Origin of the sequence: Streptomyces caelestis, assembly GCF_014205255.1 — a bacterium.
Classification (GTDB): Bacteria; Actinomycetota; Actinomycetes; order Streptomycetales; family Streptomycetaceae; genus Streptomyces; species Streptomyces caelestis.
This window is the reverse complement of record NZ_JACHNE010000001.1, coordinates 4456282-4482210: the sequence shown is the minus strand read 5'-3', so window position 1 is coordinate 4482210 and position 25929 is coordinate 4456282. Positions and strand designations below refer to the sequence as shown.

The window sequence follows — 25929 nt, the reverse complement described above, 5'->3', positions numbered from 1 at the left end:
CGACGAAGAGTTCTTGAGACGAGGAGTTGGTCACCCATGACCGCCGCACTCTCGGCGCACGAGCTGATCGCCCGGCACCGGTCCACCCTCGACCAGGCGCTGGAAGCGATCCGCACGCGCGCGTACTGGTCCCCGCACCCCGAGCACCCCAAGGCCTACGGGGAGAACGGCAGCCTGGACGCCGCCGCGGGCAAGGCCGCCTTCGACGCCCTGCTCGGCTCCCGCCTCGACCTCGGCCAGCCGGGCACGGACGACTGGGTGGGCGGCGAGACGTCCCCGTACGGCATCGACCTGGGCGTGACGTACCCGCACGCGGACCTCGACGTGCTGCTGCCCGCCATGAAGGCCGGGCAGCGGGCCTGGCGGGACGCGGGCGCGGAGCAGCGCGCGGTGGTCTGCCTGGAGATCCTCAAGCGCATCAGCGACCGGACGCACGAGTTCGCGCACGCGGTCATGCACACCTCCGGCCAGGCGTTCATGATGGCGTTCCAGGCGGGCGGACCGCACGCGCAGGACCGCGGCCTGGAGGCGGTGGCGTACGCGTACGCGGAGCAGGTGCGCACACCCGACAACGCCGAGTGGACCAAGCCGCAGGGTAAGCGCGACCCGCTGGCCATGACTAAGCAGTTCACGCCGGTCCCGCGCGGCATCGGCCTGGTGATCGGCTGCAACACCTTCCCCACGTGGAACGGCTACCCGGGCCTGTTCGCCTCCCTCGCCACCGGCAACGCGGTCCTGGTCAAGCCCCACCCGCGCGCGGTGCTGCCCCTCGCCCTCACCGTGCAGGTCGCGCGCGAGGTGCTCGCCGAGGCCGGCTTCGACCCGAACCTGGTGGCGCTGGCCGCCGAGCGCCCCCAAGCTCTCGACTCCGCTCGAGCAGGGGGGACCCCCATCGGCGAAGGCATCGCCAAGACGCTCGCGCTGCGCCCCGAGATCCGGATCATCGACTACACGGGCTCGACCGAGTTCGGCGACTGGCTGGAGGCCAACGCCCGCCAGGCGCAGGTCTACACGGAGAAGGCCGGCGTCAACACGGTCGTCGTCCACTCCACGTCCGACTACAAGGGCATGCTCTCCAACCTGGCGTTCTCGCTGTCCCTCTACAGCGGCCAGATGTGCACCACCCCGCAGAACCTGCTCGTCCCGCGCGAGGGCATCTCCACGGACCAGGGCCCGAAGACGTACGACGAGGTGGTCGCGGATCTCGCCAAGTCGGTGGACGGGCTGCTGGGCGACGACGCCCGGGCCAACGCGCTGCTGGGCGCGATCGTCAACCCGGACGTGAAGGCCCGGCTGGAGGGCGCGGCGGGGCTGGGCGAGGTCGCCCTGGCCTCCCGGGAGATCAGCAACCCGGACTTCCCGGGCGCGGTCGTCCGTACGCCGGTGATCGTGAAGCTGGACGGGGCCAAGCCGGATGCCGAGGCCGCGTACATGAGCGAGTGCTTCGGGCCGGTCTCCTTCGCCGTGGCGGTCGACTCGGCGGCGGACGCGGCTCAGCTGTTGCGGCGGACCGTCCGTGAGAAGGGCGCGATGACCGTCGGGGCGTACACGACCGACCCGGAGGTCGAGCAGGACGTGCGGGAGGTGTGCCTGGAGGAGGCGGCGCAGCTGTCGCTGAATCTCACGGGTGGGGTGTACGTGAACCAGACGGCCGCGTTCTCCGACTTCCACGGGTCGGGCGGTAATCCGGCGGCGAGTGCGGCGCTGTGTGACGGGGCGTTCGTGGCCAACCGGTTCCGGGTCGTCGAGGTACGGCGGGAGGCCTAGGAGCTCGGGAAGTGTGGTGGTTGCGCGGCTGCCGGTGCGTTGTGGTTGGTCGCGCAGTTCCCCGCGCCCCTGAGAGCCACACCGCAGCTCCAGTGGTACAGGGTCATGGCCACACTGGTCGCCAGGTTGTAGCTGGAGACCTGAGGGCGCATCGGCAGGGACAGCAGGTGGTCGGCCCGGGCGCGCAGTTCGGGCGACAGGCCCGTGCGTTCCGAGCCGAAGGCGAGGACGGCGTCGTCCGGGAGCTTGGTGCCCCGGATGTCGTCGCCCTCCGGGTCCAGCGCGAACAGCGGGCCGGACGGCAGGTCGGACACCTCCAGCCGCTCCACCGCCGTCGCGAAGTGCAGCCCGGCCCCGCCGCGGACGACCGTGGGGTGCCAGGGGTCGACCGTCCCGGTGGTGACCACGCCCGTCGCCCCGAAGCCGGCCGCTAGGCGGATCACCGCCCCCGCGTTGCCCAGGTTGCGCGGGTTGTCGAGGACCACGACGGGGGCCGTTCGGGGCGTGTGCGCCAGCTTCTCGAGGTTGGACGCGCGGGAGGGCCGTACGGCCAGGGCGGCCACGGCGGTGGGGTGCGGACGCGGGACGAACGACGCGTAGGTCTCGTGCGGCACCTCCGTCAGCAGCCCGGCCAGCGCGTCCCGTACGTCCGGGGCCAGCTCGTCGGCGAGGGCGAGCGTGGCCGCTCGGTCGGCGGTGACCGCGACCGGTACCTCGGCGCCGAACCGCACGGCGTGCTTGAGGGCGTGGAAGCCGTCGAGCAGGACGGTGCTGCCGGCGAGCCGGCGCCAGACGGTCACGGGGTCGGTCATGTCCCGAAGCCTACGTGCGTGGCCTCGGGGCGCTCGGGGGCGTACTGCTCAGAAGCCCGCGCGGGCCCGCCGCGCCGCAGCAGCCGGTCACGCGCGCGTGCCGCCCAGCGGCCCATGCGGAGCAAGAAGGTCGTCGGCAGGAACACGGCGTCCGCGGCGATCATCGCCAGCGAGAAGAACGGCAGCCCGAGGACGACGGCGATCACGGCGTGCTCGGTGATCATGACGGCCAGCAGGACGTTCTTCACCCGCCGGTTGAACAGCGTGAACGGGAAGGCGACCTGCACGAGGACCGTCCCGTAGGTCACGAGCATCACCATCGTGCCGCTGGCGGACAGCAGGTCGGCGAGCATGGGCCAGGGTGAGAAGTACTCCAGGTGGAGCGGGTAGTAGACGGCGGTGCCGTCCTGCCAGCGGGAGCCCTGGATCTTGTACCAGCCGGCCGTCGCGTAGATCAGGCACGCCTCGGCCATGATCACGAGCAGGGCGCCGTTGTGCACGATGTTGGCGACGACGTCGAGCATGATCCGCGGCTCACCGGGCTTCGCGCGGCGCCCGGCCAGCCACCACAGGGCCTGCGCCAGCCACACGGTCCACAGCAGCGCCGGTATCAGCCAGTCGCCCTCCAGCCGGCCGGCCAGCGTCGCCCCCGCCAGCACGAACCCGAGCACACCCCACAGGGCCGGGCCGGTCCGGTCCGTGACCCGTTCGCCCCGCGTGTGTGCCGCCCGGGCGCGCGCGGCCCGCCGGGCGTCCAGCGACCACACCTGGGCGCAGCGCGTGAACACCAGATAGATCGACATCAGGTGCAGCACGTTGTCGCCGCCGTCGCCCATGAAGACGCTGCGGTTCTGGAGCGACAGCACCCCGACCATGAACAGCACCGACATGGTGCGGGTGCGCCAGCCCAGCATCAGCAGGGCACTGGCGAGGATCGCGAGCAGGTAGACGGTCTCGAACCAGATCCGGCCGTCCGACCACAGGAGAGTGGTGAAGGCCTTGTTGGTCCCGATCAGTTGCTCGGCGAGACCCCAGCTCCAGGGCCCGTCGGGGCCGTAGAGCTCGTGGCGGTGGGGCAACTCGCGCAGCAGGAAGAGCAGCCAGGTCGCGCCGAAGCCGATGCGGATCACGGCGGTCTGGTACGGGCCGAGGGCGGCCTCGGTGACCCGTGCGATACCGCGCGAGACGGCCAGGGAGAAGTGGTTCACCGCACGCCACCCCCGGCCTCGTCCGCCGGCACCGGCCACCACGGCAGCTCCCGGTAGGCCGGCGTCGTGGAGACCTTCTCGCGGCTCCACTCCGGCGGGGGCACGTTGCTGGTGCGGGAGCGGACCTGGACGCGTTCGATGGCACCACCGCCCCCGGTGGTGGCCCGCACGGCGTCGTCGCGGTCGAGGCGCAGCACCACGATCCGGCGCAGGTACGACTCGGAGAGCGAGCCACGCAGGCCCACCGGGCGATTCTCACCGTCGTGCGTCGCGAGGAAGAAGTCCCAGGCGCGGCGCAGCTCGTTCTGCTGGGTGTGGCTGGGCAGCAGGTTGCCGTCGATGGCCCGGCCGTCCTCGGCGGACAGGTCGTACCAGCCGGTGGTCAGCGTCCCGCCCTCCCCGTCCCGGACCTCGGCGCGGACCTGGATCGAGATGTTCTGCTGGAGCGGGTTCGGCGCGAAGAGCTTCCAGTTCTGCTCGAACTCCGGATAGATCCAGTCGTCCACGGCCTTGCCATGCTCCCTGGTGACGGTGTTCGGCGGCGCGACGTGCAGGAACGTCATCCCGAGGTGCACACACACCCCGACGGCGACGACCGCGAGCGCCAGCGCGACACCGATCTGGTAGCGGAGGGAGAGCGCGGCGATGCCGGCGCGGGGTGCGGCGGGCGGGTCCGGCTCGGCAGGCCCGACGGATATGGCAGACCCGCTGGACACGACAGACCAGCCCGATACGGCCGGCACACCCGGCTCGGCCGGCCGGTCCGGCCCGTGCCGGGCGTTCGCCCCTCCGTCGTACGCGTCCATTCCGCCCCGTTCCACGATCCCGGTCCGTCGTTCCGTCCGCCCGGCCGCGAGGGCGTCGTACCGCCCGCGCACCGCTGCGCGGCCTCGGCACGGGCACGGTACTCAGGCCGCCCACCCGGGCACAGCCTCTTCCGCCGGTTCCGGCCGTGGCCGTCACCACATCGCGGAAGCCGATCGGAACCGAACCCGAAGCCGGCTGAAGGCCGACCGGAAACTGACCGCAGGCCGACCGGGCAGGTCGCCCACAGGAGTGACACCCTACGGCGCCCGCCCGCGCACCCATTCCCTTCTTCTAGAACCTGTTCTATCTTGCGGCCCGTCAGCTCACGTCAGCTCAGGTCAGCTCAACGGGACCGGCCGGAAGGACAGGCACCGTGGACTTCACCTTCACCGAGGAGCAGCAGGCCGCGGCCGAGGCGGCGAAGGGCGTCTTCGCCGGGGTCGCCCCCGACGCCGTGCCCAGTCCGGCCGTCACCCCGGGCGCCGTCGCCGACTCCTGCGACCGCGCCCTGTGGGCCAAGCTCGCCGACGCCGACCTGCTGAGCCTGCTGCTGGACGCGCGGTACGGCGGGGCCGGCCTGGACGCGATCGCGCTGTGCCTGGTGCTGCGGGAGTCGGCGCGGGTGCTGGCCAGGGTGCCGCTGCTGGAGAGCAGCGCGGCAGCCGCCGCCGTCCAGGCCTACGGCGGCGAGGAGACGAAGTCCGCCCTGCTGGCCCGGGCGGGCCGGGGCGAGCTCGTGCTCACCGTCGCCGCGCACGGCCGCACCGGCCACGACCCGGCCGAGCTGGCCGTGACCGCACGGCAGGACGGCGAGGCGTGGGTGCTGGACGGAGTGCAGACGGCGGTGCCCTGGGCGTACGACGCGGACGTCACGCTCGTCCCCGCGCACACGGGGACCGGGCGGACCGTGCTGGCCCTGGTCCCGCGGGGGCATGAGGGGCTCGTCCTGGCCGAGCAGTTCTCCACGAGCGGCGAGCGGCTCGGCGAGCTGCGGCTGGAGTCGGCGCGGCTGGCCGCCCGGGACGTGATCGACGCCGACGGGGCGTGGGAGTGGCTGCGGGACCTGCTGGCCACCGGGACGTGTGCGCTGGCGCTCGGGCTCGGGGAACGCGTACTGCGGATGACCGGGGAGTACGCGAGCAAGCGGGAGCAGTTCGGCTTCCCGATCGCGACCTTCCAGGCCGTCGCCGTGCAGGCCGCCGACCGCTACATCGACCTGCGCGCGATGGAGGCCACGCTGTGGCAGGCCGCGTGGCGGATCGACTCGGGGGCCCAGGGAGCGCTGCCCGCCGCCGGTGACGTCGCCGTCGCCAAGATCTGGGCGGCGGAGGGCGTACGCCGGGTCGTGCAGACCGCGCAGCATCTGCACGGCGGGTTCGGCGCCGACGTCGACTACCCCCTGCACCGGTACCACGCCTGGGCCAAGCACCTGGAGCTGTCGCTCGGCCCGGCGGCTGCGCACGAGGAGGCCCTGGGCGACCTGCTGGCGGCCCACCCGCCGGCCTGAACCCACCGGCGGGCGGACGCCACAGGGCGCTACAGCCGCTACAGCCGCTACAGCCGCTACAGCCGCTACAGCCGCTACAGGACGAACCCGGGCTTCCCGTCGTCCGTCACGACGGGACGGCCCGCCGCCTCCCACACCTGCATGCCGCCGTCGACGTTCACGGCGTCGATGCCCTGCTGGGCCAGGTACATCGTGACCTGGGCGGAACGCCCGCCGGAGCGGCAGATCACATGGATCCGGCCGTCCTGCGGGGCGGCCTGGGTCAGCTCGCCGTACCGGGCGACGAACTCGCTGATGGGGATGTGCAGCGCCCCTTCGGCGTGACCGGCCTTCCACTCGTCGTCCTCCCGGACGTCCAGCAGGAAGTCGCCGTCCTTGAGGTCCGCGACCTCGACCGTGGGCACACCAGCTCCGAAACTCATGTGTCCGACGCTACCCGAACCGGCGCCTGGCCCGGCCGGAACGCGGCTCAGCCCTCCGCGAGCAGCGCGGCCAGCTCCCGCTCCCGCTCGGCGACCTGGGTGAGCAGCTGCTGCCCGATCTCGTCCAGGAGACCGTCCGGGTCGTCCGGGGCCAGCTGGAGCATGTGGCCTATGGCGCTCTCCTCCAGCTCCTTGGCGAGCAGGGCGAGCAGCTCCTTGCGCTGGGCGAGCCATTCGAGCCGGGCGTAGAGCTCCTCGGCAGGGCTCGGGTCCCGCTTCAGCTCGGGCCCCTTGGCCCACTCCTCGGCGAGCTCGCGCAGCTCCGCCACGTCGCCCCGGGCGTAGGCGGCGTTCACCCGGGTGATGAACTCCTCGCGCCGCTCGCGTTCCTTCTCCTCCTGCGCCAGGTCCGGGTGGGCCTTGCGGGCCAGCTCGCGGTAGAGCTTGCGGGCCTCCTCGCTGGGGCGGACCCGCTGCGGTGGCCGGACCGCCTGGTCCGTGAGCATCGCCACGGCCTCCGGGAACAGGCCGCTGTCGTCCATCCAGCCGTGCAGCAGCTCCTCGACACCGGGGATCGGCGCGAGCCGGGCCCGGGCCTCCTCCGCCCGGCGCCGGTCCTCGGCATCGCCGCTGCGGGCGGCCCTGGCCTCGAGGATCCGGGCGTCCAGCTCCTCCAGCCTGCCGTACAGCGGGCCGAGCTTCTGTTCGTGCAGCCGGGAGAAGTTCTCGATCTCGACGCGGAAGGTCTCCACCGCGATCTCGTACTCGATCAGCGCCTGCTCGGCGGCCCGCACGGCCCGCTCCAGCCGCGCCTCGGGCCGCGCCGCGTCACCTTCGGCAGGCGCCGCGCCGCCCTCGGGGCGCTCCTCACCGCCCTCGGCACGCGTCGCGTCACCTTCGGGCGTCACCCGTTCCTCACCGGCGCCGCCACCACCCTGCTCAGCTTCCGGGGTCGTCACCCGACCAGCGTAGGCCACGGCGCGACCGCTCCCGCGCTCCGCGCGACCACATGTCCGAGGGCCCTCACGGGTCAGACCCCCATCTCCGCGGCGACCTTCCCCGCCCGCACACCTGCCACCAGGTCCGCATGGTCCGCCTCCGTCCGGTCCGCGTAGGCGACGGCGAACGCGGCCATCGCCTCGTCCAGCTCCTCGCTCTTGCCGCAGTAGCCGGCGACGAGGCGGGGGTCGGCGCTGTGGGCGTGGGCGCGGGCCAGGAGGGCGCCGGTCATGCGGCCGTAGTCGTCTATCTGGTCGGCGGCCAGGGCGGCCGGATCGACGCTGCCCTTGCGGTTGCGGAACTGGCGGACCTGGAAGGGGCGCCCGTCGACGGTCGTCCAGCCCAGCAGGATGTCGCTCACGACCTGCATCCGCTTCTGCCCCAGCACGACCCGCCGCCCCTCGTGGTCGGCCACCGGCGCCTCGAAACCGGCCGTCACCAGATGCGGCACCAGCGCCGACGCACGCGCCTCCTTCACCTGGAGCACGAGCGGCTCGCCCCGGTGGTCCAGGAGCAGCACGACGTAGGACCGGGTGCCGACACTGCCCGTGCCGACGACACGGAACGCCACGTCGTGCACCGCGTGCCGGGCGAGGAGCGGCAGGCGGTCCTCCGGCAGTGTGCCGACGTACTCCTCCAGGGACACCGCCACCGCCGCGGCCTCCGCGTCCAGGACGCGCCGGAGCACCGGCGGGGCGTCGACGAAGCGGCGCCCGCCGTCCTCCGTGGCCTCCGTCGACCTGGCCGCGAAGCGGCCGCTGGTGTTGTGGCGGGCCTTCTCGGAGACCCGCTCCAGCGTGCCGAGCAGGTCATGGGCGTCCGTGTGGGAGACGAGCTCCTCGTCCGCGATGGCGTTCCACGCGTCCAGCACCGGGAGCCTGGCCAGCAGCCGCATGGTGCGGCGGTAGGCGCCCACCGCGTCGTAGGCCGCCTTGCGGCACCTCTCCTCGTCCGCTCCGGCCTCCCGGCCCGCGAGCACCAGGGACGCCGCGAGGCGCTTCACGTCCCACTCCCACGGGCCGAGCACCGTCTCGTCGAAGTCGTTGAGATCGATGACCAGACCGCCGCGCGCGTCGCCGTACAGGCCGAAGTTGGCCGCGTGGGCGTCGCCGCAGATCTGCGCCCGGATCCGGGTCATGGGGGTGCGCGCCAGGTCATAGGCCATGAGGCCCGCGGCGCCGCGCAGGAACGCGAACGGCGCGGCGGCCATGCGGCCGACCCGCATGGGCGTGAGCTCGGGGAGCCGGCCGCGGCCCGACTCCTCGACCGCGCTCACCGCGTCGGGCCGGGACGCGTCCAGGTCGAGCGTGGCGTGCGCGCCGCGCGGGACCCGCTGGCGCAGGGCCTTGCCCTCGTCCTTGGGCGAGCCCTCGGAGGGCCACTCGGCGAAACCCCGCACCCGGGGCAGCCGATGGGTCACCCCGTGCGCCGCCCTGCCCTCAGCCCCAGCACCGTCCCTGGTCACAGCGACCGCCTCCCCCGCACGCGCACGAACATCAACTCGTGCGACCGTACAGCCGACGGCCGAAACGCGTCAGACCCTGTGGACAACTCCACAGCTGTGGACAACCCGTGGCTTCTACGCCCCCGACGAGACCTGCGTCGGCACAGCCCCTTCCTGCACCCGCCCCTGCTCCGGCCCCTGGCCCTGGCCCGGCATCTGGGACTGCCCCGGCACCTGACCCTGTCCGGGCACCTGCCCATGTCCGGGCACCCGCCCCTGCGCCTGCGCCTGCGCCTGCGCCAGCACAAGCTCGGCCCGCTCCACCGAGATGTCGAGCCGGGCCAGTACCGCGGGAACGGCGATGCCCGGCAGGAAGTGTTCGAACATCACGACGATACGGCGCTCCAGATCCTGCCGCTGGCAGCGCAGCTGGGACAGCAGCTGCACGCCTGAGAAGCTGCCGACCAGCAGTTCCGCCGTCTCCGCCACGTCGACGTGCGGCAGCAGTTCACCCTGCGCCTTCGCCTCGGCCAGCATCTGCACGTTCTGGTCGATCCACATCCGGAAGGCCGGCGTGCGGTCGAGGTCCATGGCCCCCTGGTCGAGGGCGAGCCCCACACTGGCGCGAACCAGCGGTTCGGACCGCAGCCGGCGGGCCAGCACCAGCCCGGAGTCGACGAGCTCCTGGAGCTTGCTGGACTGCGGCGGGAGCGCGATCGCGAGCTGCTCCTCGAACACCCCCACCGCCAGCTCCTCCTTGGAGCCGAAGTGGAAGTACAGCGCGCCCTTGGTGACGCCCGCCCGGTCGAGGATCTCCCCGATGGTCGCCGAGGTGTAGCCGCGTTCGTCGAAGACGGCCGCGGCCGCTTCGAGGATGGTCCGCCGGGTGCGGATCGCGCGCTCCTGTCGCGCCATCGGGTGCCTCCTGATCTCCGTCGATTCCTGTGAAATCGCTGTGCGGCGGGGGCGCGAGAGCCTGTCCCAGCGGTTTGGTAAACCCTTTGAAAAAAACCGGCTCGTCCGTATCTTAGTCAAACGCCGACCTCAGTCAGGTTGCCGATCCTGGGGGTTCTCATGCCGCAGTCAGAACCTTTAAGCGCACCCACGGACGATCAGACCGGACAGGAGGGCCGTCCGGCAAACAGAACCACCGCGGCCGTCGAGAACGCGCCACAAGCCGCAGTCACCGATCCCACCGAGCCCCCCGGAGCACCCGAAGTCCACGAAGCCACCTCGGTCACCTCAGCCATCGCGGTCACCAAGGAACTGGCCCACCGCACCACCGAGGCGGACGTCTTCCCCACCCGGTGGCGCCGGATTTCCGAGACCCGCTTCCGCTTCACCGCTCACTGGCCGGCCACCCACGCGTTCTTCGGCCCCGTGGACGACCGCCACCAGGACCCGATGATCGTGGGCGAAACGTTGCGGCAGGCATCGATGGTGCTCGCGCACGCCGAGTTCGGAGCCCCCGCCGACACGCACTTCGTCATGTGGGACCTGACGGTCCACACCGACCCGTCCGCGCTCCTGCTGGCGGACGCCGCCGAACCGGTCGACGTCGACGTCGTGTGCTCCGAGATTCGCCGTCGCGGTCGCGGCCTGCACAGCATGCGCACCACGATGGAGTTCCGCCGCGCGGGACGCTTCGTCGCCCGCGGCACCGGCAGCACCGGCTGCACCTCGCCGCTCGCCTACCGCCGTCTGCGACAGAAGCAGTTGGCCGCCCTCGGCACGCCCGTGCCGCTGCTGCCGGGCATATCGCCGGCGCTCGCCGGCCGCTCGCGCGCCGAGGACGTCGTCCTCGCCCCCGCCGACCGCCCCGGCGTCTGGCGGCTGCGCGTGGACACCGGCCACCCGGTGCTCTTCCCGCGACCCAACGACCATGTACCCGGCATGGTCCTGTTCGAGGCGGCCCGCCAGGCGGCGACCGCCGCGTCCGGCCGGCACCCCTTCCTGCCCCGCTCGATGACGGCGACCTTCGCCCGGTACGCCGAGTTGCACAGCCCGTGCTGGATCGAGACGGAGGTACTCCACAACGATCCGGGAGACTCGGGAGATCCGGGAGGCTCGGGAGACCCGGGGGGCCCGGGGGAAACGACCGTACGGGTCTCGGGACGGCAGGACGGCGAGTCCGTCTTCAGCGCCACTCTGACCGCCGCGCAGCCGGCCCGGATACGGTCCCTGTCGTGACAGTCACCTTTCTGATCACGGGCGCGAGCGGCTTCGTCGGCAGCAGGGTGGCGGCCGCCGCACACCGGCAACCCGGCGTCCGCGTACGGCACTTGTCCCGCCGTACCCCACCGGGATCCGAGCCCGGCGCGTCCGTCCACGGCGACCTGCGCGATCTGCCCTCCCTGCGCGGCGCCTGCGCGGGCACCGACGTCCTGGTGCACTGCGCCACACGGGTCGACGGCGACGCCGAGAGCGTCGAGGCCGTCAACGACCTGGGCACACGGGCCCTGGTCGAGGAGGCCGTGAGCGCCGGGGTGCGCCGGATCGTGTATGTGAGCACGGCCGCCGTGTACGGCCGGGGCCCCTTCCGCGGTGTGCGCCCCGGGGAGGTGCCCATCGCGCCCGCGTCGGCCACCAGCCGCACCCGGGCCGCCGCCGAACGGCACGTCCTCGACGCCGGCGGCCTGGTGCTGCGCCCGCACCTGGTGTACGGCGAGGGCGACCGGTGGGTCGTCCCCGGACTGGTCTGGCTGCTGGGCGAGTTGTCGGCGACCCTCACCGGCTGCGAGGCGCTCCAGTCGATGATCGACGTCGACACCCTGGGCCGTGCGGTGGTGGCCGCGGCCCTGTCCCCGGCGCACGACGGCGGTGTGCACCACGTCAACCACCCCGAGCCGGTGGCGGTCCCGGACCTGCTCGGGGCCGTGTGCACGCTGCCGCAGGAGCCCGGCGGCGGTGCGGCGGTGGACGTCGCCACCGCCCTGGACCGGGCCGCCGGGAATCCGCTCGCCCTCCATCACCTCGGCATGCTCACGGTCGACCACTGGTTCGTGGACGACACCTTCTGGAAGGACCTCGACTGCTCGCCCGGGGAGGGGTTCGCGGCCGAATTCAGGCGCGCGGCACCCTGGTACCGCTCGTTCCTCCAAGGCCGGAAAGCCTCCTGATCGCCTCCGCCTCTTCCGGACGCGGCCGCGGTCCCGCTTCCGTTTCGGCTTCCGTTTCGGCTTCCGCTTCCGCTTCCGGGCCGGGGTCGCGGCCGTGCAGCAGCACGGGCAACTCCTCGTGGCCCGTGGAGATGATGGACCGCAGCCGCTTCGGAGGCCGGGACGGATCGGCCAGGGCCAGCCGCGGGAACCGGTCGAACAGGGACGTCAGGGCCGCCGTCGCCTCGGCCATGGCCAGGGGCCGGCCCAGACAGTGGTGCACGCCGTGGCCGAAGGAGATGTGGTCGCGGCTGGTGGGCCGGGTGACGTCGAACCGTTCGGCGTCCGGGCCGTGCCGCTCGGGGTCGCGTCCGGCACCGGCGAAGGAGACCACGACCGGATCACCCTTCGGGATCGTCAGACCTGGCTCGATCTCGATGTCCTCGACGGCGTAGCGCAGGCCCGACATGGCACCGGGCGCCTCGATGCGCAGCGACTCCTCGATGGCGTCCTCCCAGGTCGCCTGCCCGGAACGGACGAGTTCGAGCTGGTCGGGGTGGGCGAGCAGGCTGTGCACGGTGTTGTCGATGAGGTTGACGGTCGTCTCGAAGCCCGCGGTGAGCAGCAGGATCAGGTTGTCCATCAACTCCTGTTCGCTGAGGCTGCCTTCGTCGTGCGCGGCCATGAGGGCCGTCGTGAGGTCGTCGGCAGGGTGCTCGCGCTTGTACTGGAGGAACGCGGTCAGCGTGCCGTACAGCTCGACCCCGTTGGCCTGGGCGTCCTCCAGGGAGATCGCCGTGTCGAAGAAGCGGCTGATGATGCGGTAGAGGGCTCCCCGCGGGCCGTCCTCGCCGGGCGGTACGCCGAAGAGTTCGCACACCACCTCGTGCGGCACCGGCGCCGCGAACGCCGCCCGCAGGTCGACGACTTCACCTTCCGGGATCCGCTCCAGGTCGTCCAGCGCCCGGTCGACGATCTCCTGGACGCGCGGGAGCAGCGCCTCGACGCGGCGCTTGGTGAAGGCGGCGGCCATCGGCTTGCGCAGCCGGCTGTGGTCGGTGCCGTACGCGGTGACCATGTTGCGCACCGACACCCAGATCGCGAGCGGCCAGGTGCGGGAGATGTCCCCGTTGATCCAGGCCGGCCAGTGCTGGAAGGCGTCCTTGCTCGTCTCGGGGCCGGCCAGGAGCCGTTTGTTCAGCTCCAGGCCGTTGATCCACCAGGCCCGTACGCCGCCCGGGAGTTCCACCTCCACAGCGGAACCCTGGGCCCGGATCCGGGATATCTCGTCGTAGAGGTCCTGGCCGGACGGGTCGATCGCCAGGAAGGGGCATGCCTGCTGTGCCATGACTCATCGCTCCTTGGTCCAGAGGCTGGGGAACTATCGTGCGGTTCAAGTGACGAAAAAACTTGGCATCCGGTTTGTTTTGGCCACCGCTTCAACGACTGCTGGCCATGGGAAGGTCGACCGGAAGCCGACCGCAAGCCGACCGGACGCCTCGCTACCGCAGCGCGAACCCCGCCCGGTCCGGCTCCTCCACCGCCCCGTCCGCCTGCCTGCCGACGTCCGGCTCCGCGCGGTCCGGCTCGGTCCCGGCCGGGTCCAGCGCACCGGCCAGGTGCGGTGCGGCCACGCACGGCAGGAGCAGGTGCCACAGGTCGGTCAGGGAGGTCCGGGCGAGCCAGCCGGGGTCCTCCCGCGCCAGCACCTCGATGCCGGTCGTGGCGGCGAGGACGACGGCGCTGGAGCGGTGCGGCGGCATCCCGGCGGCGAGTTCGCCCTTGCGCTCCGCCTCGGCCAGCAGCTCGTGCACGCACTCCCGCCACTCCCTGCGCAGGTCGCGCACCCGCCCGGCGACCGCCTCGGCGTTCAGCCGCAGCCCCGCGCGCACCACGATGTCGGCACACAGCAGCCGGGCGACGTGGTGCGTGACGTCCACCAGACGCTGCAGGGCGCACCCGTCGCCGCGGCGGCCCCGGCCCGCGACCTGGCGCAGGGCACGGGCGGCCGCCTGCTCGACGGCTTCGGCCACGGCGGCCTTGTTCGCGAAGTGGAAGTGCAGCGCGCCGGAGCTGACGCCGGCTCCGGAGCTGATCTCCGCGAGACTGGCCCGGACGTATCCCCGTGCCTCGAACTGCTCGGCCGCCGAACGGATCAGCGCGAGACGGGTCCGGACGGCCCGGTCCTGTTTGGTCACCCCTGGCTCCCGTGGAGGGCTCTGATGGCGACGCAATGAAACCAACTCGCTGGTTTTTGCACAACGCACGCGCGGCCCGAGGGCCTCGACTCCGGCCAGGCCGACCCGACGGGCCCCGACCGATCCGACGGGCCCCGACCGACCGGTCCGGGCTCCCCGGCCGACCCACCGGGGCCGGGCCGGCCCCCGAGCCCGAGCCGGCCCCCGAGCCCGAGCCGGCCGACCGACCCGGGCCGGCCGACCGCCCGCCTACGCCCGCAGATACGCCAGCACGGCCAGCACCCGCCGATGGGTCTCGTCCGCCGGCGGCAGGTCCAGCTTGGCGAGGATGCCGGAGATGTGCTTGCCGACGGCCGCCTCGGACACGACCAGTTCGCGGGCGATCGCGCCGTTGGACCTGCCCTGCGCGATCAGCGCCAGCACCTCCCGTTCCCGCGGGGTGAGGCGCTCCAGCGGGTCGCGGCGGCGGCGCAGCAACTGCCGTACGACCTCGGGGTCGACGACCGTCCCGCCGTCGGCCACCTCGCCGAGCGCCTCGACGAACTCCTCGACCTGGCCGACCCGGTCCTTGAGCAGATAGCCGACGCCCGTGCCGTCGCCGGAGTCCAGCAGCTCGGCGGCGTAGCGGCGCTGCACGTACTGGCTGAGGACCAGGACGGGCAGCCCGGGCCGCTCGCGGCGCAGTCGCACGGCCGCGTGCAGGCCCTCGTCCTGGAAGCCGGGCGGCATCCGCACGTCCGTCACGACCACGTCGGGGGCGTGCTCCCCGACGGCCGCGATCAGTGCCTCGGCATCTCCCACGGCCGCGACGACCTCGTGTCCGCAGCGGCCGAGCAGCCCGACGAGCCCGTCCCGCAGCAGCACGCTGTCCTCGGCCAGGACCACCCGCAGCGGTCGCTCAACTCGCAGGGCCACAAGGGATCTCCACACGCAGCAGGGTCGGTCCGCCGGGCGGACTGGACAGGGAGAGTCTGCCATCGAGCACCGACACCCGGTCGGCGAGTCCGGTCAGCCCGCTGCCCTGACCGGCCCGCGCACCGCCGCGCCCGTCGTCGCGGATCCGGAGGACCAGCCGGCCGTCGCGGTGCCCGCCGCTCACCTCCGCCCGGCTCGCCCCACTGTGCCTGCCCACGTTGGCGAGCGCCTCGCACACCACGAAGTACGCGGCCGCCTCGACGGCTTGGGGAAGCCGCCCGGGCAGCTCCAGATCGACGTCGACGGGCACGGCCGAGCGGTCGGCGGCGTCGGCGACGGCGGCTTCGAGGCCGTAGTCGGCGAGGACCTTGGGATGGATGCCGTGGATGAGCTCGCGCAGTTCCGCGAGGGCCGTGCCCGCCTCCTCATGGGCCTTGGCGAGCTGGTCGGCCAGCGGTCCCGGCGGGGCGTCCAGCCGGGCCAGGCCGAGCGTCATCGTCAGGGCGACGAGCCGCTGCTGCGCCCCGTCGTGCAGATCGCGCTCGATCCGCCGCCGTTCCGCCTCGAAGGCGTCCACCAACCGCACCCGGGACCGGGCCAGTTCGACCACCCTGACCCCGAGGTCGGCCTCGCGCGGGGCGATCAGCAGCCGTGTCAGCCCGGCCCGCGCGCCGGCGGCGACGCCCAGCAGGTAGGCGCCCAGGGCCAGCAGGACCAGCCCGCAGGCGGCGTACCCGAAGGCAGCGGGCCAGCTGGTGACCAGCCACACCTTGAGCACCTTCGCCTCGCCGAAGGCCCCGAAGAGCAACGGAGTCGCGACCACGGACAACGGGCCCGCCAGAAAGACGGCGAACGCCAGGGCGTCGACCGGCCACAACAGCCCCGCGAACAGCAGGGCGTGGCCGAGCTCGCGCCAGGTGGCCCGCTCCCGGAGCCGGGTCGTCAGCCACGCCCTCAGGCCGGGCTCGCGGGGCGTCCCGTGCTGCCCGGGCGCCGGGTCCGGGTCGACCAGCCGCAGCCGGTGCCGCTCCACCGCGGCGACCGGGACACCCGCCAGGGCCGTGCACAGGAGCAGCGGCAGTCCGACGAGGGCGAGCGCGAACACACCCCCGACCGCCGCCGAGACCACGATTCCCACGAGCACGACGACGCCGGTCACCGCACCGGTGAGCAGGTACGCGGCCGACCGCCACGGCCACGCCGACGTCAGGTAGCCGGGGCGGGCCATGGCCTGCCACACGTTCCGAGGCTGCATGGGGATCACCGTAGAGGCCCGCCGAGGCCCCGGCCATGGGCCCAGGCGGAGGCCGGGAGGTATGCCTGGCCCTACCTCAGGTCTAGGCCCCGCCGCACTGCGCCGACCCGCCTCCGCGCGATTCGCTGGAAGCCACCGCCGACCGACACGAGGCAGGGAACCCATGACACACGACGCCATCCGGCTGGAATCCGTCAGCAGGGCGTACGGACCAGTGACCGCGCTCGACGACATCTCCCTGGCCTTCCCCGCCGGGACCTTCACCGCCGTCATGGGCCCCTCCGGCTCCGGCAAGTCGACCCTGCTCCAGTGCGCCGCCGGCCTGGACCGGCCCACCTCCGGCTCGGTCACCCTGGCCGGCACCGAACTGACCGGGCTGAGCGAGCGGCGGCTGACCCTGCTGCGCCGCGAGCGCGTCGGGTTCGTCTTCCAGGCGTTCAACCTGCTGCCCTCGCTGACCGCCGGGCAGAACGTCGCGCTGCCCCTGCGCCTGGCCGGCCGGCGCGTCCCGAAGGCCCGGGTGCGCCAGGCGCTCCAGCAGGTCGGCCTCGCCGACCGGGCCCGGCACAGACCTGCGCAGCTGTCCGGTGGCCAGCAGCAACGCGTCGCCCTGGCCCGCGCGGTGATCACCCGTCCCGACGTGCTGTTCGCCGACGAACCGACCGGCGCCCTGGACACGCGCACCGGCCGCGCGGTGCTGGGGCTGCTGCGCGGCATGGTCGACCGCGAGGGCCAGACGGTCGTCATGGTCACGCACGACCCGGTGGCCGCCGCCTACGCGGACCGCGTGCTCTTCCTCGTCGACGGGCGCGTCCACGGGGAGTTGACGGGTCCGAGCGCCGACGCCGTCGCCGCGCGCATGACGCGTCTGGAGGCCGTGCCGTGCTGAGCGTCGCCCTGCGCACCCTGCGCGCCCGCTGGGCCACCTTCACCGGCAGTTTCGTCGCGCTCTGTCTGGGCGTGGCACTGCTGACCGTGACGGGCCTGGCCCTGGCCTCGTCGGCCACCGCCCCGCAGCGGGCCCCCGAGCGCTTCGCTGCGGCACCGGTCGTCGTCAAGGGCCAGGACACGCTGCGCGTACCGACCCCGACCGGCGACCGCGAGTCCCGGCTCGCCCACCCGCGCCCGGTCCCCGCCGCGACCGTCGCGAAGTTGCGGAAGCTGGGCCCGGTCGTGGCGGACAGGTCCTTCGCCGTCCGCGCCACGGACGCCCCGACGGACCTGGTCGGCCACCCTTGGTCCACCGCCGCCTTCGCCCCTTACGACCTCGCCACCGGCCGAGCCCCCCGCACCGCCGACGAGGTCGCCGTCACCGGCGACTGGGCCCGCCCGGGCCGGCACCTCCACACCGACCGGGGCCCGGTACGCGTCGTCGGCACGCTCACCTCGCGCGGCTTCGAGAACGCCGTGTTCTTCACCGACGCCCGCGCCGCCCGACTGTCCCCCTCGGTCACACAGTTGGCCGTCGAGGCCGATCCGGCAGCCGTGGGGGAGGCGGTGGGCGACAGCGCACAGGTCCTCACCGGGAAGGCCCGCCGCCTCGCCGACGCCGACCCCGGCCGGGACGACGAGGCGCTCACGGCGATGAACTCCCTGTTCGGCACCGCCGGCGGCGTCACCGCCTTCGTGTCGGTCTTCGTCGTGGCGTCCACCTTCGCCTTCGCGGTCGCCCAGCGGCGCCGGGAGTTCGCCCTGCTGCGCACCGCCGGCGCCACCCCGGGCCAGATCCGCCGGAGCGTCCTCACCGAGGCCCTCGCCGTCGGCGCCCTCGCCTCGGCCACCGGCTGCGCCCTCGGCTCCCACGGAGCTCCCCACCTCGCGGCCTGGGTCGTCGACAACGGCCTCGCCCCGGCCTGGTTCACCATCGGCGACCACACCTGGCCCTACCACGCGGCCTTCTGGACCGGCCTGCTCGTCGCCCTGTGCGGAGCGACCGCGGCGTCCTGGCGGGCCGGCCGCACCGGCCCCACCGAGGCGCTGCGCGAGGCCTCGGCGGAGAGCCGGACGATCACCCGGGGTCGCCTGCTGTCCGGCGCGGCCCTGCTGCTGACGGCCGCGGTGACCCTGGGCCTGTCCCTGGCCGACGACCCGACCGGCCTGCTGCACCGCAAGTCCTACATCAGCCGCCCGATGCTGCTGATCACCGCGGCCGCCCTGCTCTCCCCGCTGGTGCTGCGCCCCCTGACCCGGCTGCTGACGTGGCTGCCGGGTGCCTGCGCGATGCTGGTCCGCGAGAACACCGCCGCCGGGATGCGCCGCGCCGCCGCCCTCGCGGCCCCCGTCCTGGTCACCGTCGCCCTCGCCGGTTCCCTGCTCGGCGCCACCGAGACCCTGAACCGGGCGAGGACCGCCGAGACGAGCGAGCGCACCACCGCCGCTTTCGTCGTGATCCCACCGGCCGGCACCGGCTTCGACGCCGCCGCCCTGCGCAGACTGCGCGCCGTCCCGGGCGCCGAGACGTCGCCGACGTCCTCGACGGCCGTCCACGTCCTGGAGGACGACGTGGCCCTCGTCCGCTCCGAGGCCCGCGCCGCCACCCCCGGCCCCCTCGCGGCCACCACCCGCCTCCCCCTGGCCGCCGGCGCGGTCAGCGACCTCGACGACGACTCGATCATCGTCAACGAGGAGTGGCAGCGGCACCGGGTGGGCGACCGGGTCCGCGTCTGGCTCGGCGACGGATCGCCGCGCACCCTGCGGATCGCCGCGGTGATGACCACCGGCACCGGCGACAACGGTGTCTACGTCACTCCGCGCAATGCCCCGGGCGCCAGGGCCGACCGGATCGACGTGGCCCTGACCCGCGGCGCGGACCCGGAAACCGTCGCCACCGCCCTGCGCGAGGCGCTCGGCACCGGGAACGGACAGGTCCTCACCCGCGAGGCGTGGATCCGGGCCACCCACCCCGAGCCCCACCGCACCACCCGCCTCGGCCTCCTGCTGGTCCTCGGCATCGCCCTCCTCTACACGGGCATCTCCGTGGCCAACACCATGGCCATGGCGACGTCCGACCGGGCCCGCGACCTGGCCCTGCTGCGGCTGGCCGGAGCCACCCGCCGGCAGGTCCTGCGGCTGACCGGCGCCGAGGCCCTGACGGTCGTGGCGGCCGGCGCCCTCCTCGGCCTCCTGGTCGCCGCCGTCAACCTGGCCGGCATGGCGAGCGCCCTCGCCCTGCTGTCGGCCCCGGCCACGATCCAGCTCCCGTGGCAGGCCCTCGGCACGACGACGGCCGTCTGCGCCTTCCTCGCCGTGACCTCCGCGCTCGTCCCGGCCGCCCTCGCCCTGCGCCGCCGGCCGGTGGAACTGGCGGGCGTACGGGAGTGACAGGTCCGGGGACGCTTCGAGGGCGAGTCCGTCTCATTGGTGACGGCGCTGACCGCCAGGAAGAGGGATATTCGACTGTTGCGCACGTGCGTTGGGTCCTTGGGTCGGTACGTACGGGACGCACCCAGCCTGCCGCGCGCGGAATGTGAATTGATCCCTCCACAGGGCAGTGTTTCTCCCACCGTGGACGTACGGGGAGTTGGGGCGGATAGTGCTGGAGTCGGACAACCGCGACTGGCTCTTTGCCATCTACCTCAAGTGGCGTGCTGACATAAAGTTGAGCCGTGTACGATCCCAAGTGATCCGCGTTTCAAGGAATTTCTTCGCTTCCTTTTCACGCGTCTTCCTTTTATTCCGGACCTCCCTCGGGATGTCAGAGTCCCGTCCGTGATCACCTCCATGACCTGGAGGCGAAGACCACGGAGGCGCGGAACGGCTCGCACCGTGCCTGCCAGAGCCGCCACGCAGGCTCCTGAACTGACTGCGGAGCAGCGCCAGTTCATCGAGCAGGAGATGGGCCCGGAGGCGCTGGCCGAGATCGAGAAGGCCATGAGCGGGTCCGGTGGCTTCGCCTTCTCGATCGCCGCGGCGGCCGTCGGTGCCGCGGCATGGTGCGCGAAGGGGGCGCCGGTCGGCATTCCCGCTCGGTGCTCAGCGATATCGCGGCGGGCAAGGCGTCCGGCAAGAAGACCTGCGTCAGGAACGCCGTCATCGGCTGCCTCGGGGGAGAAAACGGGGGCGTCGTCTGGAAGTTCCTTCCGGGCTGGGTCAAGAACCAGGCCGTCAACATGGTGATCGCCTTCATCATCAAGTACATCCGCTGAAGCCGCTCGGCGCCGGCGGATGGAGCGCGCGGAGCCAACGGCCCGCATCGCGATCACCAGGCCTGTGGCAGTGCCCTCACCGAAACCACGCGTGGGTGGAGAGCTCCGGGCGTATGCCGCGCTGCGTGCGGGCGAGGACGACAGCGCTGGACAGCAGCCCGACGTGGCTGAGTGCCTGAGGGAAGTTGCCGAGGAAGGAGCGGTCTGCGGGATCGATCTGTTCGGCGTACAGGCCGAGCGGGCTGGCGTAGGAGCACAGCTTCTCGAACAGCTCCGAGGCTTCGTCGACGCGGCCTTGGCCCGCGAGGTTGTCCACGAGCCAGAAACTGCACAGCAGGAAGGCGCCCTCCGGCTCCTGGAGACCGTCGGGCGAGTCCTGCGGCAGGTAGCGGAACAGCAGGCCGTCGCCCGCGCCGAGGCGTTCGGTGATCGCCTGTGTGGTGGCGACCATGCGGGGGTGGTCGGCGGGAAGGACGCGTCTGAGGGGCAGGGCGAGCAGGGAGGCGTCCAGGCCGCCTCTTGCGCCGAGGTGTTCTGTGAAGGAGTGCGTGTGCCCGTCCCAGGCGTCGTGGATGATCCGGCCGGTGAGGTGACGAGCCTCCGCGGCCCACGTGGTGGCGTTTCCTGGGAGGTTCAGGCGGGTGGCGAGACGTGCGGCGCGGTCGAGCGCCACCTGGCACATCGCTGCCGAATACGTGAACGGGCGTCCGTGGGTACGTACTTCCCAGATGCCGTGATCCGGTGTCCGCCATGCGGTGCGGGCTTGTTCGGCCAGACCGGACAGGCGGTGCCACAGACCGGTGCTCAAGGGGCGTCCCGTGGCCGCCCATTGGAAGGCGCAGTCGAGGAGTTCGCCGTACACGTCATGCTGGAGCTGTTCGACGGCGGCGTTTCCCCACCGTACGGGTGCGGAGCCGCGGTAGCCCTCAAGTTCCTCGTCGATCACTTCCGGCGGCGGTGGCCGGCCGTCCACGTCGTACAGCACGCGCAGTCGCCCGTCCCGCCAGGCGGCCGTCAGCGCCCAGTGGAGGAAGCCTCCGGCTTCGTCGGGAAGGCCGATGCGCCGCAGGGCGAAGACGGTGTACGCCGCGTCCCGGATCCAGGCGTAGCGGTAGTCCCAGTTCCGGTCGCCTCCGATGCGTTCGGGCAGGGAAGACGTCGGGGCGGCAACGATGGCGCCGTTCTCGACGTAGTCGAGAAGCTTCAGTGTGATGGCCGAGCGGCGCACCAGGTCGGCGCGGGGAACGTCCTTCACTACGAAAGCCGACCAGCGGCGCCACGCCCGTACGGTGTCGCCGAAGCACGGGGAGATTGATCGTCCCGGGTCGGTGTCCCGCCGATCACTCCAGCGCAGTCGGAACCAGAGGTCCTCGCCCTGGCTCAGGGGCACGGTGCACCGGGGGCCGGGCAGTGGCCGGGAGGCGGTCAGGTGCAGCTTCAGGGCTTGCCGGGGGCATGTCAGTCGCCAGCCTGCGTCCTGACGCTCGGTGTGGGTTTGACCTCGCGGCTGTACCGCCACTGCCAGATCGACAGAGCCATGTGTGACGCGTGCGTGCCGGACCAGTTCTCCCCTGCCGACCGGGGCCTCCACCTCCAACCGCGCAGTCGGTTGCAAGAGAAACGCATCGGTGATCTCGACGACTCCGGTGTCCGTACGCAGTTCCGTCACGAGGACGCCGGTGTCCTCGACGTAGTGCTGGCGGCTCAGCCGCAGGCCCTCGGGTGCCAGCAGGAAGGAACCGCCGCCGTGGCGGTCGAGCAGTGAGCAGAACAGGGGCGGGGCATCGAACCGGGGGACGCACATGAAGCTGATGGCGCCGTCGCGGCCCACCAGGGCGCACCCCCGGCCGTCGCCGATCAGGCCGTGGTCCTCGATCGGCAGATACTCCTCATGCGACGTCGGCGACCACTCGTTCATGCGTGACGCTGTACCCACCGAGGGCGGACCGGATCACTCCGAGGGTTGCAGCGGCCTGCTCCACCTCCCGCGGCTCGCGAGGATCCCCGCCCGGCGGCGGGAGACCCTGCGCGTGCGCGACGTGGCGACCCCTTGGGCGCGGTGTACCACCTGCGCTCCGGACGACCTGCTGGTGGAAAAGAGAGCTCGTCCCATGGCAGACAGAAAGACAGCAGCCCAGGCCGGTGTCGGCAAGTGACTCCCCTGCAGCCGGGCGCCCCGACGGCGACGCGGCCGTCGACCAGAACAGCCCAGCGCACCGCAACGATCGCTGCCCCGCTAGGGCCTGTCGTTTGGATCAGGTCGCAGGGAATCGGCGGCATCTCGTCCGCGCCGGTGAGCGGGGCCTGGTGCGTGCAGCTGCAAGGCGGAGGAGGGCGTCGATGCGGAGCATCGGCAACCGACGACAACGCCGCAGATGCGCGTGCCAGGCCCCGCGTCACCAACCTCTCCGAACAGCACACCTAGGCGTCAGTGGTTCGCGCCCCCAGCCGTGACTGCCGGCCGAGGAGTTCGGCCAGTCCTTGGCGCGTCGCGGCGAGTACCACGCGGTCTTCGGGCCGAAGGACATAGCCGGGGTGCAGGTCCCATACGAGTCCGCCGGGACGGACGGCGCCGTGGTGCGCCGGTGTGGCGGCGAGGTCCGGCAGCCGCTCGTCCGGTTCGGCCGTGTCCAGTGCCAGAACGCGCCACTTGCCGGGACGGAACGACGCGGCGATGGTGCGGCCCTCCAACTGCGGGTGCGCCGCGACATCGAGGGCGGCGAAGAGCAGCACGCGGCGCTCGACGGGAATGGCCCCGAGGACCCGGCGGCCCATCATGGCCCCGGCGAAGGCGGGGGCCGCGAGGGTGGAGACGCTGCGGCTGCGGGTGAGGGCGCGCGGGTGGGCGGTGCGCAGGGTGCGGTAGACGGCGGTGGCGAAGCCGTCGTCGTACAGCCGCAGGGCCACCCGCAGGTCCGGTTCGACGGAGCGTGCGTACAGGGCGGCTTCCAGGTTCGTCGTGTCGCTGCTGGTGAGGGCGAGCAAGGCGTGCGCGCGGTCGATCTTGGCGGCCTCCAGCACACCCTCCTGGGTGGCGTCCCCGAGGACGGTGGGGACGCGCAGGCGGCGGGCGAGCGGAATGCCTCGCGCTTCCGGGTCCTCTTCGACGCACACCACGGGGATGTCGAGTTCTCGGAGCCGGGCCAGCACCCGGGTGCCGACCTTGCCGAGGCCGAGCAGGACGACGTGGTCGGACAGGCCGCGGGGTGGTCGGCGCAGCGCGGAGGCGGTGCGGAAGGTGCCGAGCGCCTCCAGGACGGCCGCGAGCAGGACGGGCATGAGCAGCAGGCCGGCCAGTCCGGCGAGGAGCTGGAGCACCTGCCGCGCGGTGGGCTCGTCGAGCGCCGGGTCGCCGATCGCGAAGAGGTCGAGCAGGGTGAGGTAGGCGGCATGCAGCGGGTGGTCGCCCGTGGTCAGCCAGGTCGCGACGGCCACGCCCAGGACACAGCCCACCAGCCCGGCCAGTGACCAGCGCAGTCGGCGCGAGAACAGGGAGCCGAGCGGCAGTCCGCGCCCCGCCAGCCGTCGCGGTGCGGAACCGGAAGCCGTATGCGTGACAGTTTCGAGGACCACCATGCCGCGCCCGGTGGCGCCCGCGACCGTGTCGTCGTCCGGGAGCAGAATCGGCGCCTCCCTGCCGCTGGCATCCGAACCTTCCGCTCCGGCCGGGTCGATGGTGGTCGACGACAGCACGGCGAGGGTGCACAGACCGGGATCGGCGACCCGGCCGCGGCCGGGCGGAGTGCGTTCCACGGCGCGCAGCAGCAGTCCGTCTGCCTGGACGACCTTGCTGGTGCCCGCCACGGCGGTGGCCGCGAGCGCGGGCGCCGCGGTGTCGGCGTCCGACAGGACGGTGGTGGAGGTGTCGAGGGCCTCGGGATCAAGGCCGGGGACAGCGAGGACGGCGGCCTGGTCGAGGAGTTCCTCCAGGTGCTGGCCGAGCTTGCGGTTGTAGAGCCGGATGACCAGGCGCAGCCGGGGGTTGAGGCGGCGGGCGGCCAGCGCGGCGTGGATGTTGGTCTCGTCGTCGTCATACACGAGCGCCAGCGCGGCGGCCTCGCGCACGCCCATCTCGGCCAGGGCGGCTTCGTCGAGTACGGCGGCCTCGACGATGCGGGCCGTACCGGTGGCGCCGGAGCCGGTCGAGTTCTCCGTACGGTTCATGGCGGTCTGTATCCGGCCGAGCAGCGCGACCGCGCGCGCCCTTCCGGTGGGGGCGCCGGGAGGCCGCGAGGGCGGTACGACCAGAGTGACCCGCTCCCGGTACACCGTGGCGAGCTCGGCGGCCAGCCGCTCGGCGAGCGCGTCGTCACCACATACGATCATGTGCCCCGGACGCGGTACGCCACGCGCGGGCTGAGGAAACGTGATCATGTTGTACGGCACCCCCGGGTCAGGCGGTGGAGAAGCCGCGCAGGGGCGTGTGCCACTCCAGGGACCACTCTGAAGACCGTCATGAGCATTACGTCGGGACCCCCGTTCGGCGAAGCTTCTCCGCCTTCTTCCGTCAAGATCGCCGACCAGGCTTCCCGGCACACCGCTGGAAACCGTACAGGTTCCTGACGCGGTGTCACAGAGCATCGGCAAGGCCTCGGGCCGCCGACCGTCCGGCTGTGCGAGGTGCGGCATTAAAACCGCGTAAAGATTGCCGGAAGCAGGCAATGTCTCGCCCGGCGCCCGCGTGTGACGATGCGTGCACCAGCGGGGGAGGGCAAGGAGAGGCGGTGGTGCGCGGATGGCCTGGTTTCTGGGTCTCGGCATTGCGGGGGTCGTCCTCCTTGCCCTGTCGTTCGTTCTTGACGGTGTACTCGAAGGACTCCTCGACGGGGTTTCCGTCGTGGACGGCCTGCTCGACGGGCTGCTGTCGCTGCCGGTGATCGCCGGGTTCCTGTCCATGTTCGGTTTCTCGGGCGCGATCGTCCTGGGAAGCACTGGGCTGGGCCCGGTGGGGGCCACGGTGGTCGGGGTGCCGGCCGGTGTCCTCACCGGCTGGTTCGCCTACCGCCTCAGCCAGGCGCTGATGCGTGACTCCTCCGGCGCCGCTCCGCGTGGCGACGACCTGATCGGCGCGTCCGGCTCGGTCGTGACCGCGATCCCCGCCGACGGCTACGGCGAGGTGCTCGTGCACCTGGCCGGACAGCCGATGAAGCTCTCGGCGAAGAGCCCGGTCGCCGTGGCCCGGGGCGCCGAGGTCTGGGTCGAGCAGGCGCTGTCGCAGTCGGCGGTGTCCGTACGCCCGGTCGAACGCTGACCCGGCGCAGCCGTCCACTCCTTCCGGTACCGCTCCGGGCGTGCCGGTCTCATCCACAACCCTTACCGAATGCCGTCCTCAGGGAGGGCTGAGGGGACAAC

The 25929-nt window shown here is 72.7% G+C and carries 21 protein-coding genes; 8 read left to right on the top strand and 13 right to left on the bottom strand.

Annotated elements, in window-relative coordinates; all coding sequences use genetic code 11:
* Positions 1–36: 36 nt before the first annotated feature.
* The gene (gene paaN / locus HDA41_RS20395) at positions 37–1767 is read left to right on the top strand and encodes a phenylacetic acid degradation protein PaaN (RefSeq protein WP_184985906.1); all 1731 of its coding nucleotides are present in this window, start codon (positions 37–39) and stop codon (positions 1765–1767) included.
* On the opposite strand, the gene HDA41_RS20390 is transcribed toward paaN, so the two are convergent.
* Genes HDA41_RS20390 through HDA41_RS20380 form a run of 3 tightly spaced genes read right to left on the bottom strand, consistent with a single transcriptional unit; the run spans position 1764 to position 4593 of the window.
* Positions 1764–2579, bottom strand: a complete 816-nt coding sequence (locus HDA41_RS20390) for a TrmH family RNA methyltransferase (protein WP_230299481.1) — start codon at positions 2577–2579, stop codon at positions 1764–1766. The two genes, paaN and HDA41_RS20390, sit on opposite strands and share 4 nt — an antisense overlap.
* Positions 2576–3787: an HTTM domain-containing protein gene (locus HDA41_RS20385; protein ID WP_184985904.1), complete on the bottom strand. Its 1212-nt coding sequence runs from the start codon at positions 3785–3787 to the stop codon at positions 2576–2578. The genes HDA41_RS20390 and HDA41_RS20385 overlap by 4 nt, the downstream gene beginning before the upstream one ends.
* Positions 3784–4593, bottom strand: coding sequence for a DUF5819 family protein (locus HDA41_RS20380; protein ID WP_184993583.1), 810 nt, complete (start codon positions 4591–4593; stop codon positions 3784–3786). The genes HDA41_RS20385 and HDA41_RS20380 overlap by 4 nt, the downstream gene beginning before the upstream one ends.
* A 374-nt stretch (positions 4594–4967) precedes the next feature.
* Here HDA41_RS20380 and HDA41_RS20375 point away from each other — a divergent pair, with 374 nt between their 5' ends.
* A complete protein-coding gene (locus tag HDA41_RS20375; RefSeq protein WP_184985902.1) occupies positions 4968–6101 on the top strand; it encodes an acyl-CoA dehydrogenase family protein in 1134 nt (377 codons plus the stop codon).
* A 74-nt stretch (positions 6102–6175) separates the two neighbouring features.
* On the opposite strand, the gene HDA41_RS20370 is transcribed toward HDA41_RS20375, so the two are convergent.
* The 4 genes from HDA41_RS20370 to HDA41_RS42290 all read right to left on the bottom strand — a co-directional run bounded on the left by HDA41_RS20370 (position 6176) and on the right by HDA41_RS42290 (position 9881).
* Entirely contained in the window at positions 6176–6505 is a 330-nt protein-coding gene (locus HDA41_RS20370) for a rhodanese-like domain-containing protein (protein WP_184993581.1), read from the bottom strand.
* Positions 6506–6570: 65 nt separating this feature from the next.
* Positions 6571–7482: a hypothetical protein gene (locus HDA41_RS20365; protein WP_184985900.1), complete on the bottom strand. Its 912-nt coding sequence runs from the start codon at positions 7480–7482 to the stop codon at positions 6571–6573.
* Between the two features lie 71 nt (positions 7483–7553).
* Positions 7554–8987 carry a DUF2252 domain-containing protein gene (locus HDA41_RS20360; protein WP_184985898.1) on the bottom strand — a complete coding sequence of 478 codons (1434 nt, stop codon included), beginning with the start codon at positions 8985–8987 and terminating at the stop codon, positions 7554–7556.
* A 114-nt stretch (positions 8988–9101) separates the two neighbouring features.
* On the bottom strand, positions 9102–9881 hold the full coding sequence (locus HDA41_RS42290; protein WP_311772150.1) for a ScbR family autoregulator-binding transcription factor: 780 nt from the start codon (positions 9879–9881) through the stop codon (positions 9102–9104).
* Between the two features lie 159 nt (positions 9882–10040).
* Here HDA41_RS42290 and HDA41_RS20350 point away from each other — a divergent pair, with 159 nt between their 5' ends.
* Together HDA41_RS20350 and HDA41_RS20345 are read left to right on the top strand one after the other, a co-directional pair.
* Complete coding sequence (locus HDA41_RS20350) at positions 10041–11156, top strand: ScbA/BarX family gamma-butyrolactone biosynthesis protein (RefSeq protein ID WP_184985896.1); 1116 nt, start codon at positions 10041–10043, stop codon at positions 11154–11156.
* Complete coding sequence (locus HDA41_RS20345) at positions 11153–12085, top strand: NAD-dependent epimerase/dehydratase family protein (protein WP_184985894.1); 933 nt, start codon at positions 11153–11155, stop codon at positions 12083–12085. The genes HDA41_RS20350 and HDA41_RS20345 overlap by 4 nt, the downstream gene beginning before the upstream one ends.
* Here the strand turns inward: HDA41_RS20345 and HDA41_RS20340 are convergent.
* From HDA41_RS20340 to HDA41_RS20325, 4 genes are all read right to left on the bottom strand, one after another.
* Positions 12030–13412: a cytochrome P450 family protein gene (locus HDA41_RS20340; protein ID WP_184985893.1), complete on the bottom strand. Its 1383-nt coding sequence runs from the start codon at positions 13410–13412 to the stop codon at positions 12030–12032. The genes HDA41_RS20345 and HDA41_RS20340 overlap by 56 nt on opposite strands.
* A gap of 154 nt (positions 13413–13566) precedes the next feature.
* Positions 13567–14262 (bottom strand): ScbR family autoregulator-binding transcription factor, encoded by a 696-nt coding sequence (locus HDA41_RS20335; protein ID WP_184985891.1) that lies wholly within the window; start codon positions 14260–14262, stop codon positions 13567–13569.
* 249 nt (positions 14263–14511) lie between these two features.
* Positions 14512–15171, bottom strand: a complete 660-nt coding sequence (locus HDA41_RS20330) for a response regulator transcription factor (RefSeq protein WP_184993577.1) — start codon at positions 15169–15171, stop codon at positions 14512–14514.
* On the bottom strand, positions 15161–16405 hold the full coding sequence (locus HDA41_RS20325; RefSeq protein WP_184993579.1) for a sensor histidine kinase: 1245 nt from the start codon (positions 16403–16405) through the stop codon (positions 15161–15163). The genes HDA41_RS20330 and HDA41_RS20325 overlap by 11 nt, the downstream gene beginning before the upstream one ends.
* Positions 16406–16595: 190 nt before the next feature.
* On the opposite strand from HDA41_RS20325, the gene HDA41_RS20320 reads away from it, so the two are divergent.
* The 3 genes from HDA41_RS20320 to HDA41_RS41365 all read left to right on the top strand — a co-directional run bounded on the left by HDA41_RS20320 (position 16596) and on the right by HDA41_RS41365 (position 20577).
* The gene (locus HDA41_RS20320) at positions 16596–17321 is read left to right on the top strand and encodes an ABC transporter ATP-binding protein (RefSeq protein WP_184985889.1); all 726 of its coding nucleotides are present in this window, start codon (positions 16596–16598) and stop codon (positions 17319–17321) included.
* Complete coding sequence (locus tag HDA41_RS20315; protein WP_184985887.1) at positions 17315–19753, top strand: FtsX-like permease family protein; 2439 nt, start codon at positions 17315–17317, stop codon at positions 19751–19753. Before HDA41_RS20320 ends, HDA41_RS20315 begins: the two co-directional genes overlap by 7 nt.
* A 647-nt stretch (positions 19754–20400) precedes the next feature.
* Positions 20401–20577, top strand: coding sequence for a hypothetical protein (locus HDA41_RS41365; RefSeq protein WP_260423343.1), 177 nt, complete (start codon positions 20401–20403; stop codon positions 20575–20577).
* A 76-nt stretch (positions 20578–20653) separates the two neighbouring features.
* On the opposite strand, the gene HDA41_RS20305 is transcribed toward HDA41_RS41365, so the two are convergent.
* Together HDA41_RS20305 and HDA41_RS20300 are read right to left on the bottom strand one after the other, a co-directional pair.
* Entirely contained in the window at positions 20654–22495 is a 1842-nt protein-coding gene (locus HDA41_RS20305) for a glycoside hydrolase family 15 protein (protein ID WP_184985885.1), read from the bottom strand.
* Between the two features lie 503 nt (positions 22496–22998).
* Positions 22999–24903, bottom strand: coding sequence for an NAD(P)-binding protein (locus tag HDA41_RS20300; RefSeq protein ID WP_184985883.1), 1905 nt, complete (start codon positions 24901–24903; stop codon positions 22999–23001).
* A gap of 409 nt (positions 24904–25312) precedes the next feature.
* Between HDA41_RS20300 and HDA41_RS20295 the strand changes: the two genes are divergently transcribed.
* Entirely contained in the window at positions 25313–25828 is a 516-nt protein-coding gene (locus HDA41_RS20295) for an NfeD C-terminal domain-containing protein (protein WP_184985881.1), read from the top strand.
* Positions 25829–25929 lie beyond the last annotated feature (101 nt).